16 protein-coding genes are annotated in these 16,026 nt (G+C 38.9%); 3 read left to right on the top strand and 13 right to left on the bottom strand.

The window, feature by feature from the left end; all coding sequences use genetic code 11:
• Positions 1-10 precede the first annotated feature (10 nt).
• Positions 11-1,060, top strand: a complete 1,050-nt coding sequence (locus ACIFOT_RS06040) for a sulfite oxidase (protein ID WP_430063062.1) — start codon at positions 11-13, stop codon at positions 1,058-1,060.
• 42 nt (positions 1,061-1,102) lie between these two features.
• On the opposite strand, the gene ACIFOT_RS06035 is transcribed toward ACIFOT_RS06040, so the two are convergent.
• The 13 genes from ACIFOT_RS06035 to ACIFOT_RS05975 all read right to left on the bottom strand — a co-directional run bounded on the left by ACIFOT_RS06035 (position 1,103) and on the right by ACIFOT_RS05975 (position 13,663).
• The gene (locus ACIFOT_RS06035; RefSeq protein WP_430063059.1) at positions 1,103-2,839 is read right to left on the bottom strand and encodes a bifunctional metallophosphatase/5'-nucleotidase; all 1,737 of its coding nucleotides are present in this window, start codon (positions 2,837-2,839) and stop codon (positions 1,103-1,105) included.
• 128 nt (positions 2,840-2,967) lie between these two features.
• Entirely contained in the window at positions 2,968-3,966 is a 999-nt protein-coding gene (locus tag ACIFOT_RS06030; RefSeq protein ID WP_430063056.1) for a VanW family protein, read from the bottom strand.
• A 157-nt stretch (positions 3,967-4,123) separates the two neighbouring features.
• Positions 4,124-5,107, bottom strand: coding sequence for a proline dehydrogenase family protein (locus tag ACIFOT_RS06025; RefSeq protein ID WP_430063053.1), 984 nt, complete (start codon positions 5,105-5,107; stop codon positions 4,124-4,126).
• A 320-nt stretch (positions 5,108-5,427) separates the two neighbouring features.
• Positions 5,428-6,561 (bottom strand): cell division protein FtsZ, encoded by a 1,134-nt coding sequence (gene ftsZ, locus ACIFOT_RS06020; RefSeq protein ID WP_430063050.1) that lies wholly within the window; start codon positions 6,559-6,561, stop codon positions 5,428-5,430.
• Positions 6,562-6,978: 417 nt separating this feature from the next.
• Entirely contained in the window at positions 6,979-7,329 is a 351-nt protein-coding gene (locus ACIFOT_RS06015; protein WP_430063047.1) for a 2Fe-2S iron-sulfur cluster-binding protein, read from the bottom strand.
• A 143-nt stretch (positions 7,330-7,472) separates the two neighbouring features.
• The gene (locus ACIFOT_RS06010; RefSeq protein WP_430063044.1) at positions 7,473-8,177 is read right to left on the bottom strand and encodes a GntR family transcriptional regulator; all 705 of its coding nucleotides are present in this window, start codon (positions 8,175-8,177) and stop codon (positions 7,473-7,475) included.
• Between the two features lie 47 nt (positions 8,178-8,224).
• A complete protein-coding gene (locus ACIFOT_RS06005; RefSeq protein ID WP_430063041.1) occupies positions 8,225-8,755 on the bottom strand; it encodes a chromate transporter in 531 nt (176 codons plus the stop codon).
• On the bottom strand, positions 8,752-9,393 hold the full coding sequence (locus ACIFOT_RS06000) for a chromate transporter (protein ID WP_430063038.1): 642 nt from the start codon (positions 9,391-9,393) through the stop codon (positions 8,752-8,754). Before ACIFOT_RS06000 ends, ACIFOT_RS06005 begins: the two co-directional genes overlap by 4 nt.
• A 45-nt stretch (positions 9,394-9,438) precedes the next feature.
• Positions 9,439-9,918: a GlcG/HbpS family heme-binding protein gene (locus tag ACIFOT_RS05995; RefSeq protein WP_430063035.1), complete on the bottom strand. Its 480-nt coding sequence runs from the start codon at positions 9,916-9,918 to the stop codon at positions 9,439-9,441.
• Between the two features lie 14 nt (positions 9,919-9,932).
• A complete protein-coding gene (locus ACIFOT_RS05990; RefSeq protein ID WP_430063032.1) occupies positions 9,933-11,408 on the bottom strand; it encodes an aldehyde dehydrogenase family protein in 1,476 nt (491 codons plus the stop codon).
• A gap of 126 nt (positions 11,409-11,534) precedes the next feature.
• On the bottom strand, positions 11,535-12,266 hold the full coding sequence (locus tag ACIFOT_RS05985; protein ID WP_430063029.1) for a TenA family transcriptional regulator: 732 nt from the start codon (positions 12,264-12,266) through the stop codon (positions 11,535-11,537).
• A 239-nt stretch (positions 12,267-12,505) separates the two neighbouring features.
• Complete coding sequence (locus ACIFOT_RS05980) at positions 12,506-13,273, bottom strand: creatininase family protein (protein ID WP_430063026.1); 768 nt, start codon at positions 13,271-13,273, stop codon at positions 12,506-12,508.
• A gap of 57 nt (positions 13,274-13,330) precedes the next feature.
• Positions 13,331-13,663, bottom strand: a complete 333-nt coding sequence (locus ACIFOT_RS05975) for a 2Fe-2S iron-sulfur cluster-binding protein (protein WP_430063023.1) — start codon at positions 13,661-13,663, stop codon at positions 13,331-13,333.
• A gap of 255 nt (positions 13,664-13,918) precedes the next feature.
• Between ACIFOT_RS05975 and ACIFOT_RS05970 the strand changes: the two genes are divergently transcribed.
• A complete protein-coding gene (locus ACIFOT_RS05970; protein WP_430063020.1) occupies positions 13,919-14,254 on the top strand; it encodes a hypothetical protein in 336 nt (111 codons plus the stop codon).
• A gap of 385 nt (positions 14,255-14,639) precedes the next feature.
• Positions 14,640-16,022 carry a hypothetical protein gene (locus ACIFOT_RS05965; protein ID WP_430063017.1) on the top strand — a complete coding sequence of 461 codons (1,383 nt, stop codon included), beginning with the start codon at positions 14,640-14,642 and terminating at the stop codon, positions 16,020-16,022.
• The last annotated feature ends 4 nt before the right edge of the window (positions 16,023-16,026 follow it).

Raw genomic sequence — 16,026 nt, 5'->3', positions numbered from 1 at the left:
GGAGGTTTCCATGCAAAATATTTCTCTTACCGTTCATAAACTGCATCCTGAAAATAAAGAAACACCCATTCAGTTTATTGAGACAGACATTCTTCCACCTAGATTATTTTATCGAAGAAACCATTTCTCCTATCCACGGCTAACCTATTCTTACTATTGGTTACCTATCAACGGCCATGTTCAAATACCTAGAATTTTTACCATGCATGAGATTATGAAGTTCCCTGCCAAAACCATAAAGGTTGCCACGGAATGTGCAGGTAATAAGCGAGGACTATTTGAACCAAAGGTTTTTGGAGAGCAGTGGGAAAAAGGTGGGATTAGTCAAGGCAATTGGAAAGGAGTATCTTTAAGGACACTGCTGGAAGCAGCTGGAATAAAAGATGGTGCAAAGGAAGTTGTCGTGGAGGGGTATGATTACGGAAAAAGAACTGACCTCGAGGGAGTTGTTCCTTTTAAAAGAAGCCTTCCCGTAGAAAAAGCCTTGCATCCAGACACGATTATAGCCTACGAATACAATAATCAACCAATTCCATTTAAGCATGGATATCCATTGAGATTGATTGTTCCACAGTGGTATGGCATGGCTTCTGTAAAATGGATTAAGCAAATAACCTTAATCGATTCTCATTTTACTGGACCATTTCAATCGATGGACTATGTTTATTTTCCAAATAAAAATAATGACGAAGGAGCTGTTCCCGTAACCGGCTTGAAGGTAAATTCAACTATTCAAAAGCCGCTTGATAGAGAAATTCTAAATATAGGCAAACATGTCATTAAAGGAATTGCTTGGACAGGTAAGGGCGATATTACTAAGGTTGAAATTAGTACCGATAAAGGTCAAACGTGGGCATTCGCTGAAATAGGTCATCATAGTCCAGGAAACTACGGCTGGGTCCCCTGGTCATATGAGTGGGCCGTTGAAGCTAAAGGAGAATACACCATCATGTCCAAAGCAACGGATTCCTCCAATCGCACCCAGCCATCAAATCCTTTTTGGAATCGAAATGGGTACGGCTACAATGCATGGGATCAAATCACGGTTAAGATTGAATAGGGTGTCAGGCACCGTTGATGGTGCCTGACACCCTATTCTTGATTATTGAACCTTCTGAATCCGGTTCTGAATATTATAGGTAAATGGCTTTGGCTGTGCTGAAATATAATTGACGAGCGCATCCAAATCCAATGGTCCCACTTCTTTGTTTTGTGCTTTCGTAAATACGGTGAACCCGTCCCCCCCGCCAGAGAGGAAGATGTTTGCTGTCACTGTATAAGGGGTATTTGGATCAAGCACTGTTCCATCTGGGAGCTTCATGCTCACTACCCTTTGTCCAATTGGTTTATTAGGATCCCACGAATAGGTTAAACCAGAAATTTGCAGCATGGTCGTTTTCGTCCCCCACTGCTGTTCGAGCAAGTCTCGAATCTGCTGTCCTGTCATTGTCATCTTGACAAGCTCATTATTAAATGGCTGAACAGTATATACCTCACCCCATGTGATATCCCCTGCATCAATATCTGCGCGAATACCGCCTGGATTCATAAACGCAAATTGAGTGCCCATCGCGGACCGTTGAGCATCAGCGATAAGGTCTCCCAAGACGGATTCCCCATTTCCATCTTGCAGTGCGGTTAAAGGAACAGAGGTAGACCAGACCACCCGATTTACGATTGGGGCAATTTTTGCTTCATAGCCTTCAATAATTTGTTTAATTTCTGGGTCTGGTTTCGTACCTTCTTGAAATGTTGTGACGATTTCTGCTCTTTTTGAAACGATATCCTTTGTTTTAGGGTCAATTTCGATATCAACGTCAGAAAATGCCGTTCCATAAGAATAGGATTGAACAACTAATTTATTATCAATGGTGGCATTCATATACGCATGGTTATGTCCGCCAAATATAATATCCACTTCGTCATCGACTCGATTAGCAATATCGACTAGCTGCCCTGTTGGATTTTCTCCATTTGGTCCTGATGAACCAGGGTTATGTGCTAAAACAATAATCGATTTCACACCCTGCTTTTTTAATTCTGCCACGTTTCTATTAATGGCTTCTACTTCATCTGTGAATTTTAATCCCGCCACTCCGCTAGGCACCACAACTGAAGGAGTTTCGGTAGTAACCACTCCGATAAAGCCAATGGACATTCCGTCTACTTTTAAAACTTTATAAGGCGGTAAAATCGTTTTTCCTGTTTTTTCATCTATAACATTTGCTACAATCCACGGAAAATTAGAACCCGCAAAATTTCCCGTTTTGGGATGGGTCCCCCCGTTAATCAGGCGGAGAAGTTCTTTTACTCCTTCATCAAACTCATGGTTTCCAACCGTTCCAATATCAAAGCCAAGTTTATTTAAGATTTCAATAGTCGGTTCATCCTGTAAAAGAGCAGAAACAGGCGGACTTGCCCCGACCATGTCACCAGCCTGTACAAATAGCGTGTTCTTATTCTCGGCTGCTCTTTGCTTTAAATATGCTGCAAGATAGTCGACACGTCCTGCTGGCTTTCCATTAACTTTCCTTGTTACATTTAATTGACCGTGCAGGTCATTTATACCCAAAAGCTGTATTTGTTTAAATTTATTATTAGATGCAGGTGGTTTTGGTTTCTTAAGTTTTGTTTCTGGCCTGTTTGATTTATGACCATGGTACTCTTCTGATAATCCTTGGTCACCTGTACCAGTTGTCTGCTGTCTGCTTGCCTCTACATCTTGACGCTTGCTTACATTTGTATCATCCAAAACACGGGCGGAAACATCCTGATTCCCAGTCCATCCTACAATAGTTAAGATAATTAAGAACATGAACGACCTATTAATCCTTCTCATAATATTCCTCCTTTGGTTAATCTTAATAAGCCAAAGGTATTTTTTGCTTATATTTGGAGGAATATACAGCGTTCGATTGGAAAATAAAAAGGCAGAACCTAGTGGTATCCACAAAGATTCTGCCTTTATTAATTTCCTTTAGCAATGAGGCTTTGATAAGCAATGGATGTTCTAACTTCAACCGTTAATGTCCCTTTTCCGTAAATGGTTTTAATTAAAATCGGAACACCCTTCGTGTTCTGAAATCTAAAATCTGGCCCGCCATACGAAACCGTGGCATCCCGCCCTGCAGGTACGTACCCCACTGACAATGAATGATGATGTTTTTCCACATAACTAACCCCTACTTGATCGACTGCATTAAATAAGGTGGAAGAGGTTTGGCAAATTCCCCCGCCAATACCATCGACTAATTGCTTATTGACGATTTCCTTTGCCTTTTGATAGCCATGTGCGGCATCACTCGGACCAACTGTTGTATTAAAGGAGAAATAGTCACCAGCTCCAACAATGACATTATTAATAGCTTGAGAAGACAACTCAATATTTTTTGACCGCCCGATTACCCCGCTGTCAAATCTGGTTGAATAGCTCGCCAGGACTACTTCATTTAAATGGGCAACATCCTCTGGTTTATAGCCGCTTTCCGTGACATAAAGAGGAAGCTCAACGTCACCTCCATTAACTGATGCCGCCATTACTTTTTCCACTAACTCGGATTCTTCTAGTATAACCTGAGGCTTTCCTTTTATGATTTGTCCATTCGCATCAATCTTGTCAAGAATCATTCTCTGATCGTAGCCAGGCGTTGTTTGTGTCCCTCTTGCCATATCCTTTGCCCATTTCTCAATTTCCTTTTGATAAGTTTCTTTATTGGCATCATATCCCATTTCAAGAGGAAGAAGGGTCTTTAAAATCGCTTTTGTGTTTGGATCAATGATATTAACCGTGATAGGCTTTTGTTCTTCTTCCTTGACCGTTTCTTCCGGAGGTTTTGTTTCAGGCAGCTTCTGCGGCTCTGTTACCTTACCCTCTGATGGTTTTGTTGTTGTTTTATCTGTACATCCAGTTAACCCTATTAAACTGCTAATTAGTAATATTGAGATTGCCAGTGATTGCTTACCCATTATAGTAGACTCCCTCTTATTCTTTAAAATCCCACTCACCTATCCTATTCAGGGCAGCATGTCCAAATTACTTATAAAATTGAATTAGAGGATTTTTGAGGAATGCAAAAAGCCCCTGCTTTTGCAGGAGCTTCATAAAGTACGAATTGTTATTTAATTAACGGCGATTCTTATTATTTGCCTTTGAAATTCTTCCTAATAAAAAGGCGCTTGCAGCAACACCAATAATGGTGTTCGTTTTCTTATTAAATACTTGTTTAGCAACAAGATTTAAATTCTGCGGTCTTTCTGCAAGGCGTCTCATGAAATAGCCATACCAGTCATTTCCGAAAGGTACGTACGTACAGAAGTTGTAGCCTTCTTTTGCAAGGTCAAGCTGCATGTCTTTTCTAAAACCATAAAGCATTTGAAACTCGAACTTATCATATGGAATATTGTTCTTTTTAACAAATTCCTTAACATGATTAATGATTCGGTGATCATGGGTAGCAATCGATGTAAATTTTCCATTTACTAAATGCCATTCGATTAATTTAATAAAGTTTTTATCAATATCTTTCTTATCCTGGTAAGCGTACTCCTCAGGCTCTTTATAAGCGCCTTTTACGATACGTAACCGATAGTTTTTGTATTTTTCAAGGTTTTCTTGCGCTTCGTAGAAGTAAGCCTGAATAACAGTACCTACATTCCCATATTCCATGGACAATTCATCTAATAAATCAAACGAAGGCTTAAGATGACCGTAATCTTCCATGTCGAAATTAACAAAAATCCCGTAGTTGTTTGCAAGATGAACGATTTCACGTAAATTGCTTAAGCAAAAAGAATAATCAATATCCAATCCTAATTGAGTTGGTTTTAAGGAAATATGAGCATCGACCTTATTTTCATGAATGGCCTCAATGACCTTAAGAATTTGTTCTTTAGCCTTAGTTGCCTCTTCTTTTTCAAAAACAAACTCGCCAAGATTATCAACAGTAGCCGAAATACCATGCGCATTCAATTCTTTAATGCTTTTAATCGTTTCTTCGATAGTCGTTCCGGCAACAACACTTTGCGCTCCTAATTTAAGCCCATATTTCTTTGCTGCATTATTTAGAAATTGGTTTTGTGATAAACCCATAAAGAAATCTTTTAACATTACAAAAACTCCTTTGTTGTTTGAATAGTATCATTATAGCATACGCTTTCATAAAAAATTATTTTGCGAATTTTCCTACTATAATTAATCATATTCATTAATTTTGGTTACGACCTATTTATATTATATATAGCATGATAATATTGATTATTTCACCATTGAATAGTATAGCACTTTCTCGAAAAAAATTATTCAAAATGGCTGTGTTAAACTTGGCTGTTGATTTGTTCTCCAATCAACAGTGTTAAAAAATCAACAATAACCTTTAACACAGCCTTCAAATTAAAAGACTGCCGAGTGACATTCGGCAGCCAAAAGATTTATCTTCTATTACGATTTCGCAGGAATGTTGGAATATCGAGTGTTTCCTCGGGTTCCATCCATTGTTTTCCATTTTCAGGCAGCCTTTCTTCACTTACCTTCTGTTCCTTAATCGTTTCTCTTTGTGAAGGAGGCTTTGACCCTAACAGGTTTGAAGCTGTGTTTAATCTAGAGCCTTCTTTATCATCAAAACCAGTAGCAATAACCGTAATCATGATTTCTTCCTTTAGACTATCGTTAATGATAGAACCAAAAATCATATTTAATTCATGATCTGCGGCAGAAGCGACAATATCCGCTGCCTCCTGTACTTCATACAAGCTTAAATTGCTTCCGCCTGTAATATTCATGAGGACACCTTGTGCCCCGTCAATGGACGTTTCGAGTAACGGACTGGAAATCGCCTTTTTGGCAGCTTCAACAGCGCGGTTAGGACCTTTTGCAACTCCAATCCCCATTAAGGCCGTTCCCTGGTTAGACATAATGGTTTTAACATCAGCAAAGTCAAGGTTTATTAATCCTGGGACGGCTATTAAATCCGAAATTCCTTGGACACCCTGACGGAGTACATTATCGGCTTCGCGGAAGGCTTCAATCATAGGGGTCTTTTTATCGACAATCTGCAATAAGCGGTCATTCGGCACAATAATTAAGGTATCAACCGCGTTCCTCATAAACTCGATTCCGCTTGCTGCGTTTTGTGCACGTTTTCTTCCTTCAAATCCAAATGGGCGTGTGACGACTCCAATCGTTAATGCGCCGAGGTCATGAGCAATTTCAGCAATAGCCGGTGCTGCTCCTGTTCCTGTTCCGCCGCCCATTCCGGCCGTGACGAAGACCATGTCAGCTCCTTTTAATACCTCTTCTAGCTGTTTCCTGCTCTCCTCTACGGCTCTTCTGCCGACTTCCGGATTGGCACCTGCTCCTAATCCTCTTGTTAATTGAGCACCAATTTGCATTTTAATCTCTGCTTTTGATAGATTAAGAGCCTGGGCATCTGTGTTAACGGCGATGAATTCAACCCCTTGTACACCGCCTTCAATCATTCGGTTAACCGCGTTATTTCCGCCGCCGCCAACGCCTATTACTTTAATCCTTGCGATTTGATCTATATCCATATCCATATCCCACATGTTCATTCCTCCAATTTATCAAAACCTATAATGCAACTAATCGGAAAATATTAGACTAATTCCCTATGATTAGAAAAGGTCATTGTTATGTATTTTTAGATACTTTTTAATATTTTAGCAAAATTATCGTGTTTTTTATATAGTCCTGAGGTCATTCTCCACCAAAAAATGATAAAAAAAGCTGTCGAGTGACAGCTTTTTTAAGAGGTGCGTGAAATGATGGACGAATCTTGGAATTCTTTATACTTTTTATATTTTATTGGCCGATGAGCATAATAAACTTTTACTTGTGCAGGTTTATCACAAAATGAACATTTGATATGGTAGGAAGCCTTGCTAATATGGGGAATATCTAAGAATGATAATACTTCTTTCATATGACTGTTACAGGCCCACATGATCTCACCCCTAGAAAAATTATTTTGCGGTTGTTACTTCCTTTTGCAGTTTATCCGGCTTTCTTTTTTTCACTTGTTCGGTAATTGCTTCATCCCATGAAATAGAGATGTCGCCGTTTGTCACAAATGTTTGGCAGCCTAATCGATACCCTTCCCCTAACCACTCTTCCCCTAATTTTCTTCTTTCTTGGATCTTTACATTATCAAGGAATTCATTTCCATTTTCCGCTTTAAAAACGCATGTGCCGCAGATTCCTCCGCCACATCGATTTGGGAGTTCTCCATCGTAACGAAGAGACATTCGCAAAATATTAGAATTCTCCGGTACCTCTAATTGTTTGTTACTGTTTATGAAATGTATTTTTGGCATGTCGTTTTCCTCCCTTAGATTTATCTTCTTGGTATACAATATACCATAATTTTAATTTTCAGACAATACAAAACTTTTAATTTATAATTCTGTTTTATTAAAAATGAAGACCACAAACCGATTATGTTGTGGCCTTCGCAAGCTTAAATGGGAGATTTTAATTTATCCTTTTTATTAAGCTTTTCTTTTACATTTTCCATATAGGTGATATATGCCTTTTTAGAGTTTTCGATATGAATTCTCATTAAATACTCAGCCATATCCGATTCCTTATCCCGTAAGGCCTTCATAATATCGATATGTTCCTTTAACGATTCTTTTCGTCGCCCTGGAGTTTCGTACCCCATATTCGCGGCCATATGAATATAATCAATCAGCCCGGAAAGTATTTCGAATAATTTAGGACTTTTTGAAGCTTTATTGATCAGTTGATTCATTTGAATATGTTCAAAATTAAAGTTCTCTTCCGCCAGCCTATCCAATTCAATTAGCTCTTGGATTTTTTGATCTAATTCGAGCTGGGTACTCTTATCCATCTTTTGAGCTGCCAATTTTACTGCCAAAACCTCCAATGATGAAAGGATGGTAAATACCTCTATGACTTCTGTTTCAGAAATGTTCGTAACCACTACACCTTTCCGGGGAACGGTTTTGACAAAGCCCTGCGATTCCAGCCGGAACAAAGCTTCTCGAATTGGAGTACGGCTAATATTTAATTTCCCCGCAAGCTCTCTTTCGATCAGCCGGTCTCCCGCTTTAAATTCTCCCTCTAGAATCATTTCCTTCAAATATAGATAGGCATGTTCTCGTATTGATAAAAGATTGTTTTCCTCCCATCTTGTTTCCATTGCTCCACCCGCTTATTTATTATAGTATTTTCCTTAAGTTTATCCGCTTAAGATAAAAAAATCCCTCCATAAAACAATGCACATACAATGACCAGCGAAGGGTGAATCTTTAGCCTGATTAATGCGAAATAGCTAATGCAGGCTAGGAGTAAAAGATGAAAAACACCACTTTTTTCAAACGCGGTTAAAAAGAATTGATAGGCCATAACGGCTAGTAAAATGGCAATAATCGGCTGTACTGATTTTGTCATAAGTTTAATTTTAGGAGAATCCTTAAATAGATTGACAAACTTAAATAACAAAATTACAGCCAGAGCAGAAGGCAGAATTGTGGCTGCCAGCGCAATAATGGCACCAGGAAATCCTGCCAATTGATAACCGATAAACCCTCCCATTTTAGTGGCAATTGGTCCTGGTAAGGCGTTTGCAATAGCTAATATATCACCAAACTTTGAAACACTCATCCAATGATAATGATTGACAACTTCATTCTGAATTAATGGAATCGTTGCAGGCCCGCCGCCGTAGCCTAATAAATTTGCAATAAAAAATGACCAGAAAATATGCCAATAAATCATGAGCTTTTTTCCTTTCTCTGCAAGAGAACATTCGTCTCGGGTGCAGCCGCTTTTTCTTTACGTTCGGCAATCCAATAAGCAGCAATCAGAAAAACGGCGATTAGAATACCTGGATGTAAACCAAGAAATTGAACAAATACCAAAGAAACGGCCGAAAGTATGACCATTTTCGATAATCCTAAGCCTTTGCGTCCATTTTGGAAAAAACGGTAGGCCATCTCCAATAACATAAATCCTATGACAGGCGTTACCCCCTGCACCATTCCGCTTACAATTGGAGATTTTCGAAAGGAATAAAGCACCCCAAGCAATCCAATCATGGCAATGATGGATGGAAGAATGTGTGCAAGGATGGCAACTGTTGCTCCTAAGGATCCTTTTACCTTGAATCCGATATAAGCCGCCATTTTGGTTGCAATCGGACCCGGTAACGTATTGGCTAACGCCAAAATTTCCCCAAATTCCTCTTCTGTCATCCATTTATATTTTTGAACAGCTTCAAATTCAATCAACGGAATCGTAGAGGGACCGCCTCCATATCCAGTAACACCTGTGCGTGCAAACCCTATAGCCAACTCAAAATATGGTTTCAGTTGATTCTCCCCCTTTATTAACAAAAATTCCCCGTTGATTAACATGGACCCCATTCATACTAAGAGACAATGAATGAGGTCCAGCTTCCGTTATTTTTTTATATCAGCATCAGTTATGACCTCAAGGCCATCACCTTCCACAAACTTTTGCAATGCTGTTAATGCAGCAGTACCTACAGCCGTATCTTGTTCACCGTTTCCGCCGCTGACACCAATTCCCCCGACTACTTCACCATTAACCACAATCGGAAAGCCGCCAACAAAGATGGCAAATTTGCCAGGGAGCATCTGATTAATACCAAATGCTTCATTTCCTGGGAGAGCAGGACCATTTGGCTCCTTGTTAAATAAATGGGTAGACCGTTTATGACCAGAAGCCGTGTAAGCTTTCGCAATCGCGATTTCAGGACCGGTGATGCGTGCACCATTCATCCGTTCAAGCGCAATCAGATTCCCTCCATCATCCACAATGGCAATGGTTTCAAGCACATTGATTTCCTCAGATTTTTTCTTAGCCGCCTCAATCATGATTTTTGCTTCTTCTAATTCTAATTTTAAAGCTGTTTTCATGGATGAATCTCTCCTTAATAGCCAATATAGACTGTTTTTAATTGGGTAAAGAACTCTAAGCCGACTCTTCCAGATTCACGGAAGGTGGAAGTGCTTGATTTTTTCAGCCCGCCAAAAGGTGCGTTCATTAAGTTGCCCGTTGTCGTACGGTTCACTTTAACGGTTCCAGCTTGAATATCCTTAGTAAATTGGTTGGCAACTTTTAAATTATTGGTGACGATGGAAGCAGATAAACCATACTCAACATCATTCGCAATGGCGATGGCCTCTTCATATGTATCTACTTCAATCACAGCAATCACAGGTCCAAAAATTTCTTCTTTGGCAATTCGTGAATCCGGAATTACATTCGTAAAAATCGCTGGCTGGATATAGTACCCATTTTGGTACTCACCCTCTGTTAAGGTATTACCTCCAAAAGCCAATGTAGCACCATCTTCTTTACCATATTGAATATACTTTAAAACATTATTAAACTGTTTCTCATTGGCAAGCGGGCCAATTTTTACGCCTTTTTCAAATCCATTTCCAATTTTAAGTGCGTTGGTTTTTTCTATAAGCTTTTGAACAAATGCCTCTTTCACTTCTTTTAAAACGATCACACGGCTTGTTCCTGTGCACGCTTGCCCGGTTAAGGAAAAGCCTCCGTTTACAGTCAAGCTTGCGGCCAAATCAAGGTCTGCATCGTTCATAACGATGAGCGGATTCTTGCCCCCAAGCTCCATTTGTGTGCGAGTTGTAAAAGATGCTTTGCGATGGATATCTTCCCCGGCACTAGTAGAGCCTGTAAAAGTGACTGCCCTTACAGCAGGATGGGTTACTAATATATCGCCCACATCTGAAGCTTTTCCCGTTACGAAGTTAATGACGCCTTTTGGTATACCGGCTTGATATAAGGCTTCAACTAATCGAAATGCAATTAGTGGTGTATCTGACGAAGGTTTGAAAACAACGGTATTTCCAGTAATTAAAGCAGGTGCTATTTTTCTGGCTGGAATTGAAAGTGGGAAGTTCCACGGAGTAATGACACTCACCACTCCAAGCGGCTCTCTTTCCGTCGATACCTTCATATTCGGATCATCATTCGGGAAAGTTTCACCAGTAAAGGTCTGACCTTCCACTGCATAAAACCTGAGCGTTTGCGCTGATCGAAGGACCTCATTTTTAGCATCATCAATGTGTTTTCCTTCTTCGCGTGTTAACTCTTCGGCTAACTTAGCGGTATTTAGTTCGAGAATGCTGGCAGCCTGATTTAAGATCGCTGCACGTTTAGATGGTGCCGTTTGGGACCATGCTGGAAAAGCTTTTTGCGCCGCCTCAATCGCCAAGCGGACATCCTGTTCATTTGAAGCTTGGAATACCCCCACGATTTCTTCCTTATTAGCCGGGTTTACACTAAAAAACGTATTTTGGCTAACAGATTCCAGCCACTTTCCATCTATTAAGTTATTGAATGTTTCTACTTTTGTAGTTAGCACATCTATCACCATCTTTTCTTTATAAAAATAGCCGCCATTTAAACCTTAAACTGCAAGATTAAATAGGGCGGCTTGTAAAGGAAGCGGATTCAAAAATGTCCATTTTTGAATCCGTCTTATTATTAACTAGCTTTAAGATTATTTCGCTTCTACTAAAGCTCCTAAATCCTGCTCTAAGTACTCTCTCCATAATCCATCCATGTACATGCGGCGCATTTTTGCTCCAGTTCTTACTACTTCCAAGCAGCGTTGCTGTAATTCTGGAGTATCGGCATGATCAAGAACGATTTTGTAACCACGCTCACCATGGATTTCATCTGAAACGATGTGTAAATCGAAAAATTCAATTTCTTCATCCGTAAATCCATATTGTTCACGTAATGCAGGAGTCTGCTTCCGGTAGATATCAGGAACTTGAGATTCTAAGCCTACGACTAGGGCAGCTGTTGCAACAACAAAGTTTTCACGTGCGGCAACTGCGAAACACCAGCTTTGAAGGCCTAATGTAGTAGGAGCCATATTATCAGGATTAACAACGCGTTCACGAGTAGTTCCACATGCTTCAGCGAAACGAATCAGCAAATCAGTGTGACGGTCAGCAGCAATTTCTTCCTCATACATATTTTGTAGAGTGAAATCCTTTGCAGCTTCAAACTTTTGAGCGGTTGGAGTGTTGTGGTAAATGTACGCCAGGTAGTCAGCGAAAGGTCCAACATAGTGGTAATGGTTTTCAGCCCATTTTGCAAAGTGTTTTCTTTCTAATTTTCCTTCAGCCCACGCTAATGTAAAAGGAGCCTTTTGGCTATGATTTCCTTTAATCGCTTCTTCCAGTTGTTTACGAAATTCGTCTTTTGAAAGTAATTCTGTCAATGTAATCTCCTCCTCAATGTTATGTAGCTGAACCAAGTTAAACTTGGTATTTGATATTTTGTATACCAAAAGAGTTTAAAAATAAAAGATTGATAGATATTATCTAGCATTCTTTACTTTTTTTTCTTATTTGGTATACCCTTAACTAAATACTAACCTATTTTTTTTCGTTTGTAAATATAATTTTTAGAATTTTTTAAAGATTATTATAATCTGATAATTAGTTGCTGGCTGATCTACTAATGCGTTTCTACTTCTATCTTTAATAATTTGTATAGCTCTTTAGAAAGGTTCTCCAATGATTCTTCGACAATTTGCCTGCCAATTTCCCAGCTGGCTTTAGTCGCATCACCGATACAGCCATTTTGGGTCATTTCTTCATAATAATAAAATCCTTGGATGGCATTCCCCGGTCTCAGCTGCTTCCATCTTCCATCTTCCTGAATATCCCCTTTTTCGAGTAATTCAGGCCGCACAAGCTCTGGAGCCAAATATAAGGCTTCGGAAACTTCACGCTCACAGCTGTGGCCAAATAAAGTTGAAGTAACATAATTCTTAATCGATTTTTTAGCGGATGCTGTTGTTTTAGCGTAATAAATTTCAACTTCTAGTTCTTTTGTTAATGTCATTGATGCCACATTTAAAGTAGATTGGTTGCCGCCGTGTGAATTTAATAATAAAAACTTTTCGATTCCATGATGTTTTAAAGATGAGATCATGTCATGTAATATTGCAATTAAGGTTGTTGGCTCAAGCGAAATGGTTCCCGGAAAATTTAAGTGATGCTGGGAAACGCCCATATTTATGGTTGGAGTAACTATGCAAAAAGGAAACATTTTTTCCCCAAGCTTTTTAGCCATTCTTTCTGCTAAAACTGCATCACAACTTTCGACCATATGAGGACCATGCTGTTCATGAGCTCCGATAGGAATGATGGCAAATTTAGCAGTTTTTAATGCTCCCTCTACCTCTTTCCAAGTCATCCTGGTTAAATCGTAACAATTCATTACAAATCACCTGCAATTATATTTTGTATATTGTATACCAATAAATGGAACAAAAAATTATTTTACTTGAATAGCTGATTGTTTCTTTGGAAGCGGTACCAAAATATTCTCTTGAGAGATTTCGATATCTTGCTGAATAGTTAGCTGGCAGGTCAAGCGGTATCCTTCGTTTACCTTATCTCCCAGCATTTTTTCTTCCTTCCAATTCGGTGGTGCTAAGTCTTCTGCTCCATCGATCACGATGCACGTGCATTTTGTACACCGTCCCATTCCACAGCCGTATTTTAACTTTGGTAATTGGCGTGTGGCTGCCAGCACGACTAAGTTGGCATTCTCCTTCACTTCTTGTTCAACAGTTGTCCCATCAACATGGAGGATCACTTTAGGCATAAAACTTCCCCTTTCCGTTTATTCTAAAAATTTTGATTCTTTCCTGAAGTATACAATCTTTTTCTTAGAGAAGCAAACTAGTTTTTTAATTATTTTAATATTTAGAATATACTGTTGAATATTTCTACAACTTCAGATAAAATACAAATAAGAAGTTTGGTATACAATGTTCCTGAAAGGGAATTCAACATTTTGAATCTACTTTCGAACGGTTACCAATAAAGTCTAATAGATTATTTAAAGGAGTGTTCAAATTTGGGAAAATTTGTTGTGCTAACGAATAAAGAAACCTTTCAAACGATTTTAGAAAACGATGGTCTAGAGCCAGTTGAAACGTATCACTTCTATTTCTTTGATCAATTACGAGCTAAATATACGATAGCAAAAGTCCTTGATGAAAGCGCTAAAATTCAATTATTTGAAAAATTTGAAGGAAAAGAATATGTAAATCATATCGCGGTAAAGTTTTTTGAGAGGTTTGAAACAATTGAAGCGGCACGTGAGGAATTAAATGAGATCGTGAAAGCATCAGGAAACAGCGAGGATTCAGTTAACTCCAAGCTAGTCAAATCTGATGAAGTAGCGGTATAATTTTCTACCATGGCGATTCATGTATAACTCCGGAGAGAATATGACGTCTCTCCGGTTTTTATATTATTTAAAAAAGCATAAAAAAACCGCCACTTATGCGTGACGGCTGTTTTCACAAACCTTTAAAATTTAAGGATTTTTCTTAATGATGCTAATTTTTTCTCGGCTTTTTCAGCAGATTTTTTAGAATTAAATAGAATGTTGAACATCGAAATTCCCCCTAGTGATGATGTTATTTATTAAGTTCATTTTATAATGTAGAATTAAAAAATACAACAATATTGTATACCAAATACCAAAAATAAATTAAAAAGTGGCAAATTTGTGACTGTATTCAGTGTAAATTATCTGTTTGGTATACCTTATATTGAGTTAGGGTGATGATATGCTGAGATTTATGTTTTTTTTAGTGATTTTATTGTATTTACTCTCCGTGCTTCTTCCCCAGCTGGATATTGGGGTTATCTTATCCGTTTTAAGTCTTATCATCGTTCTTTGTACACTTTTACAAGCAAAACGATTTGTTCAAATATTAGGCAGTACCTTTTTGATTCTGGGATTGATATTATTATGGACAAGCGGTGCCCGCTGGCAGGAATATATCCTTTCCTTTGGTCCCATGCTCGATTTATTGACGATGTTTACCTTAGTACCCATTTTAGGAATACCCATTAAACTGGGGGGTTACAGCGGTGGAATTCAAACGATGATTCAAAAAAAGGTAAAAACTTCTGGCCAACTTTATATGATTACCTCTGGTTTTTCATACTTTTTTAGTATTTTTATGAATCTTGCAACATTGCCAATGACCTATTATTCGATTCGGCCTTCATTAGATATTATTCCAGTCCAAAATAAAGAACGGTTTATGAGCCGTGCGATTACCCGGGGGTTTGCCATGCCGTTACTATGGGCACCCGTTACCCCGATTGTCGGGATCGTGATCACGATGACGGGAGTTAGCTGGGTTTCAATTCTCCCGTATGTCATTCCTTTAAGTATTGTTGGGATGGGAATGGACTGGTACCTAGGGGCACGCAAATCAAAAATAATGATCCAAGCACAGAAAAACCTCACTGCCCATGAAACAGCGGCTGCCGCTGAACCAAGTCAAATCGACCGTTCGCGAAGAGTTTTTCAAATATTACTGGCAATCATAATCTTTAATCTTGCTATTTCATTAGTAGAAAGAAAGTTTCCTTACCCCTTCTTAACACTCGTTTCTTTAATGGTTATCCCTTTTTCCTTTACATGGTCTTTATGCTTAAAGCAAGGAAAAGAGTTTGGCGCCCATTTATTAAATCATTTTCAATCGTTTTCAGTAGGCATGAAGGATCAATTCTTTATTTATTTATCCGCTGGCTTTTTTATCTCGACCATCAATGTTTCTCATACAAATGAATGGTTGGATCGCTTGGTAATTCAGTTTATTCATGTGGCGGGAGTAGAAATCTTTTTGATTTTGCTGCCACTAATTCCTTTAGGTTTTGCTTTTCTCGGACTACACCCTGCTGTGTCACTTGCATTAATGACCGAAGGACTCAATCCTGAGGTAATCGGTATCTCACCGCCAATATTAACAGTTGCAATGTTAGCGGGTGCGGTTTCTTCCTTTCTTGTGGGACCGTATAATGCCACACTGGGGCTCATGTCCAACATTGTGAAGGAAAGTTCCTATAAGGTATCAAATTGGAATTTATCCTTTGCCGGCCTTTATATCGGCTGTGTGATGGTGTACCTATTCGTCTTACAATTGTTCTTTTCCTAAATGA

Source organism: Neobacillus sp. NRS-1170, assembly GCF_050468025.1.
Note: the sequence above shows the minus strand (reverse complement) of the source record. Positions and strands in the feature narration are given on the sequence as shown.

What these genes read in the sequence shown, in the direction of transcription:
- ACIFOT_RS05975 (WP_430063023.1), bottom strand. Translation starts at nt 13,663, where the DNA reads ATGCCTAAAGTGATCCTCCATGTTGATGGGACAACTGTTGAACAAGAA.
- ACIFOT_RS06015 (WP_430063047.1), bottom strand. Translation starts at nt 7,329, where the DNA reads ATGCCAAAAATACATTTCATAAACAGTAACAAACAATTAGAGGTACCG.
- ACIFOT_RS06010 (WP_430063044.1), bottom strand. Translation starts at nt 8,177, where the DNA reads ATGGAAACAAGATGGGAGGAAAACAATCTTTTATCAATACGAGAACAT.
- ftsZ (WP_430063050.1), bottom strand. Translation starts at nt 6,561, where the DNA reads ATGTGGGATATGGATATGGATATAGATCAAATCGCAAGGATTAAAGTA.
- ACIFOT_RS06025 (WP_430063053.1), bottom strand. Translation starts at nt 5,107, where the DNA reads ATGTTAAAAGATTTCTTTATGGGTTTATCACAAAACCAATTTCTAAAT.
- ACIFOT_RS05980 (WP_430063026.1), bottom strand. Translation starts at nt 13,273, where the DNA reads ATGAATTGTTACGATTTAACCAGGATGACTTGGAAAGAGGTAGAGGGA.
- ACIFOT_RS06040 (WP_430063062.1), top strand. Translation starts at nt 11, where the DNA reads ATGCAAAATATTTCTCTTACCGTTCATAAACTGCATCCTGAAAATAAA.
- ACIFOT_RS05990 (WP_430063032.1), bottom strand. Translation starts at nt 11,408, where the DNA reads ATGGTGATAGATGTGCTAACTACAAAAGTAGAAACATTCAATAACTTA.
- ACIFOT_RS06000 (WP_430063038.1), bottom strand. Translation starts at nt 9,393, where the DNA reads ATGTTAATCAACGGGGAATTTTTGTTAATAAAGGGGGAGAATCAACTG.
- ACIFOT_RS06005 (WP_430063041.1), bottom strand. Translation starts at nt 8,755, where the DNA reads ATGATTTATTGGCATATTTTCTGGTCATTTTTTATTGCAAATTTATTA.
- ACIFOT_RS05995 (WP_430063035.1), bottom strand. Translation starts at nt 9,918, where the DNA reads ATGAAAACAGCTTTAAAATTAGAATTAGAAGAAGCAAAAATCATGATT.
- ACIFOT_RS06030 (WP_430063056.1), bottom strand. Translation starts at nt 3,966, where the DNA reads ATGGGTAAGCAATCACTGGCAATCTCAATATTACTAATTAGCAGTTTA.
- ACIFOT_RS05965 (WP_430063017.1), top strand. Translation starts at nt 14,640, where the DNA reads ATGCTGAGATTTATGTTTTTTTTAGTGATTTTATTGTATTTACTCTCC.
- ACIFOT_RS06035 (WP_430063059.1), bottom strand. Translation starts at nt 2,839, where the DNA reads ATGAGAAGGATTAATAGGTCGTTCATGTTCTTAATTATCTTAACTATT.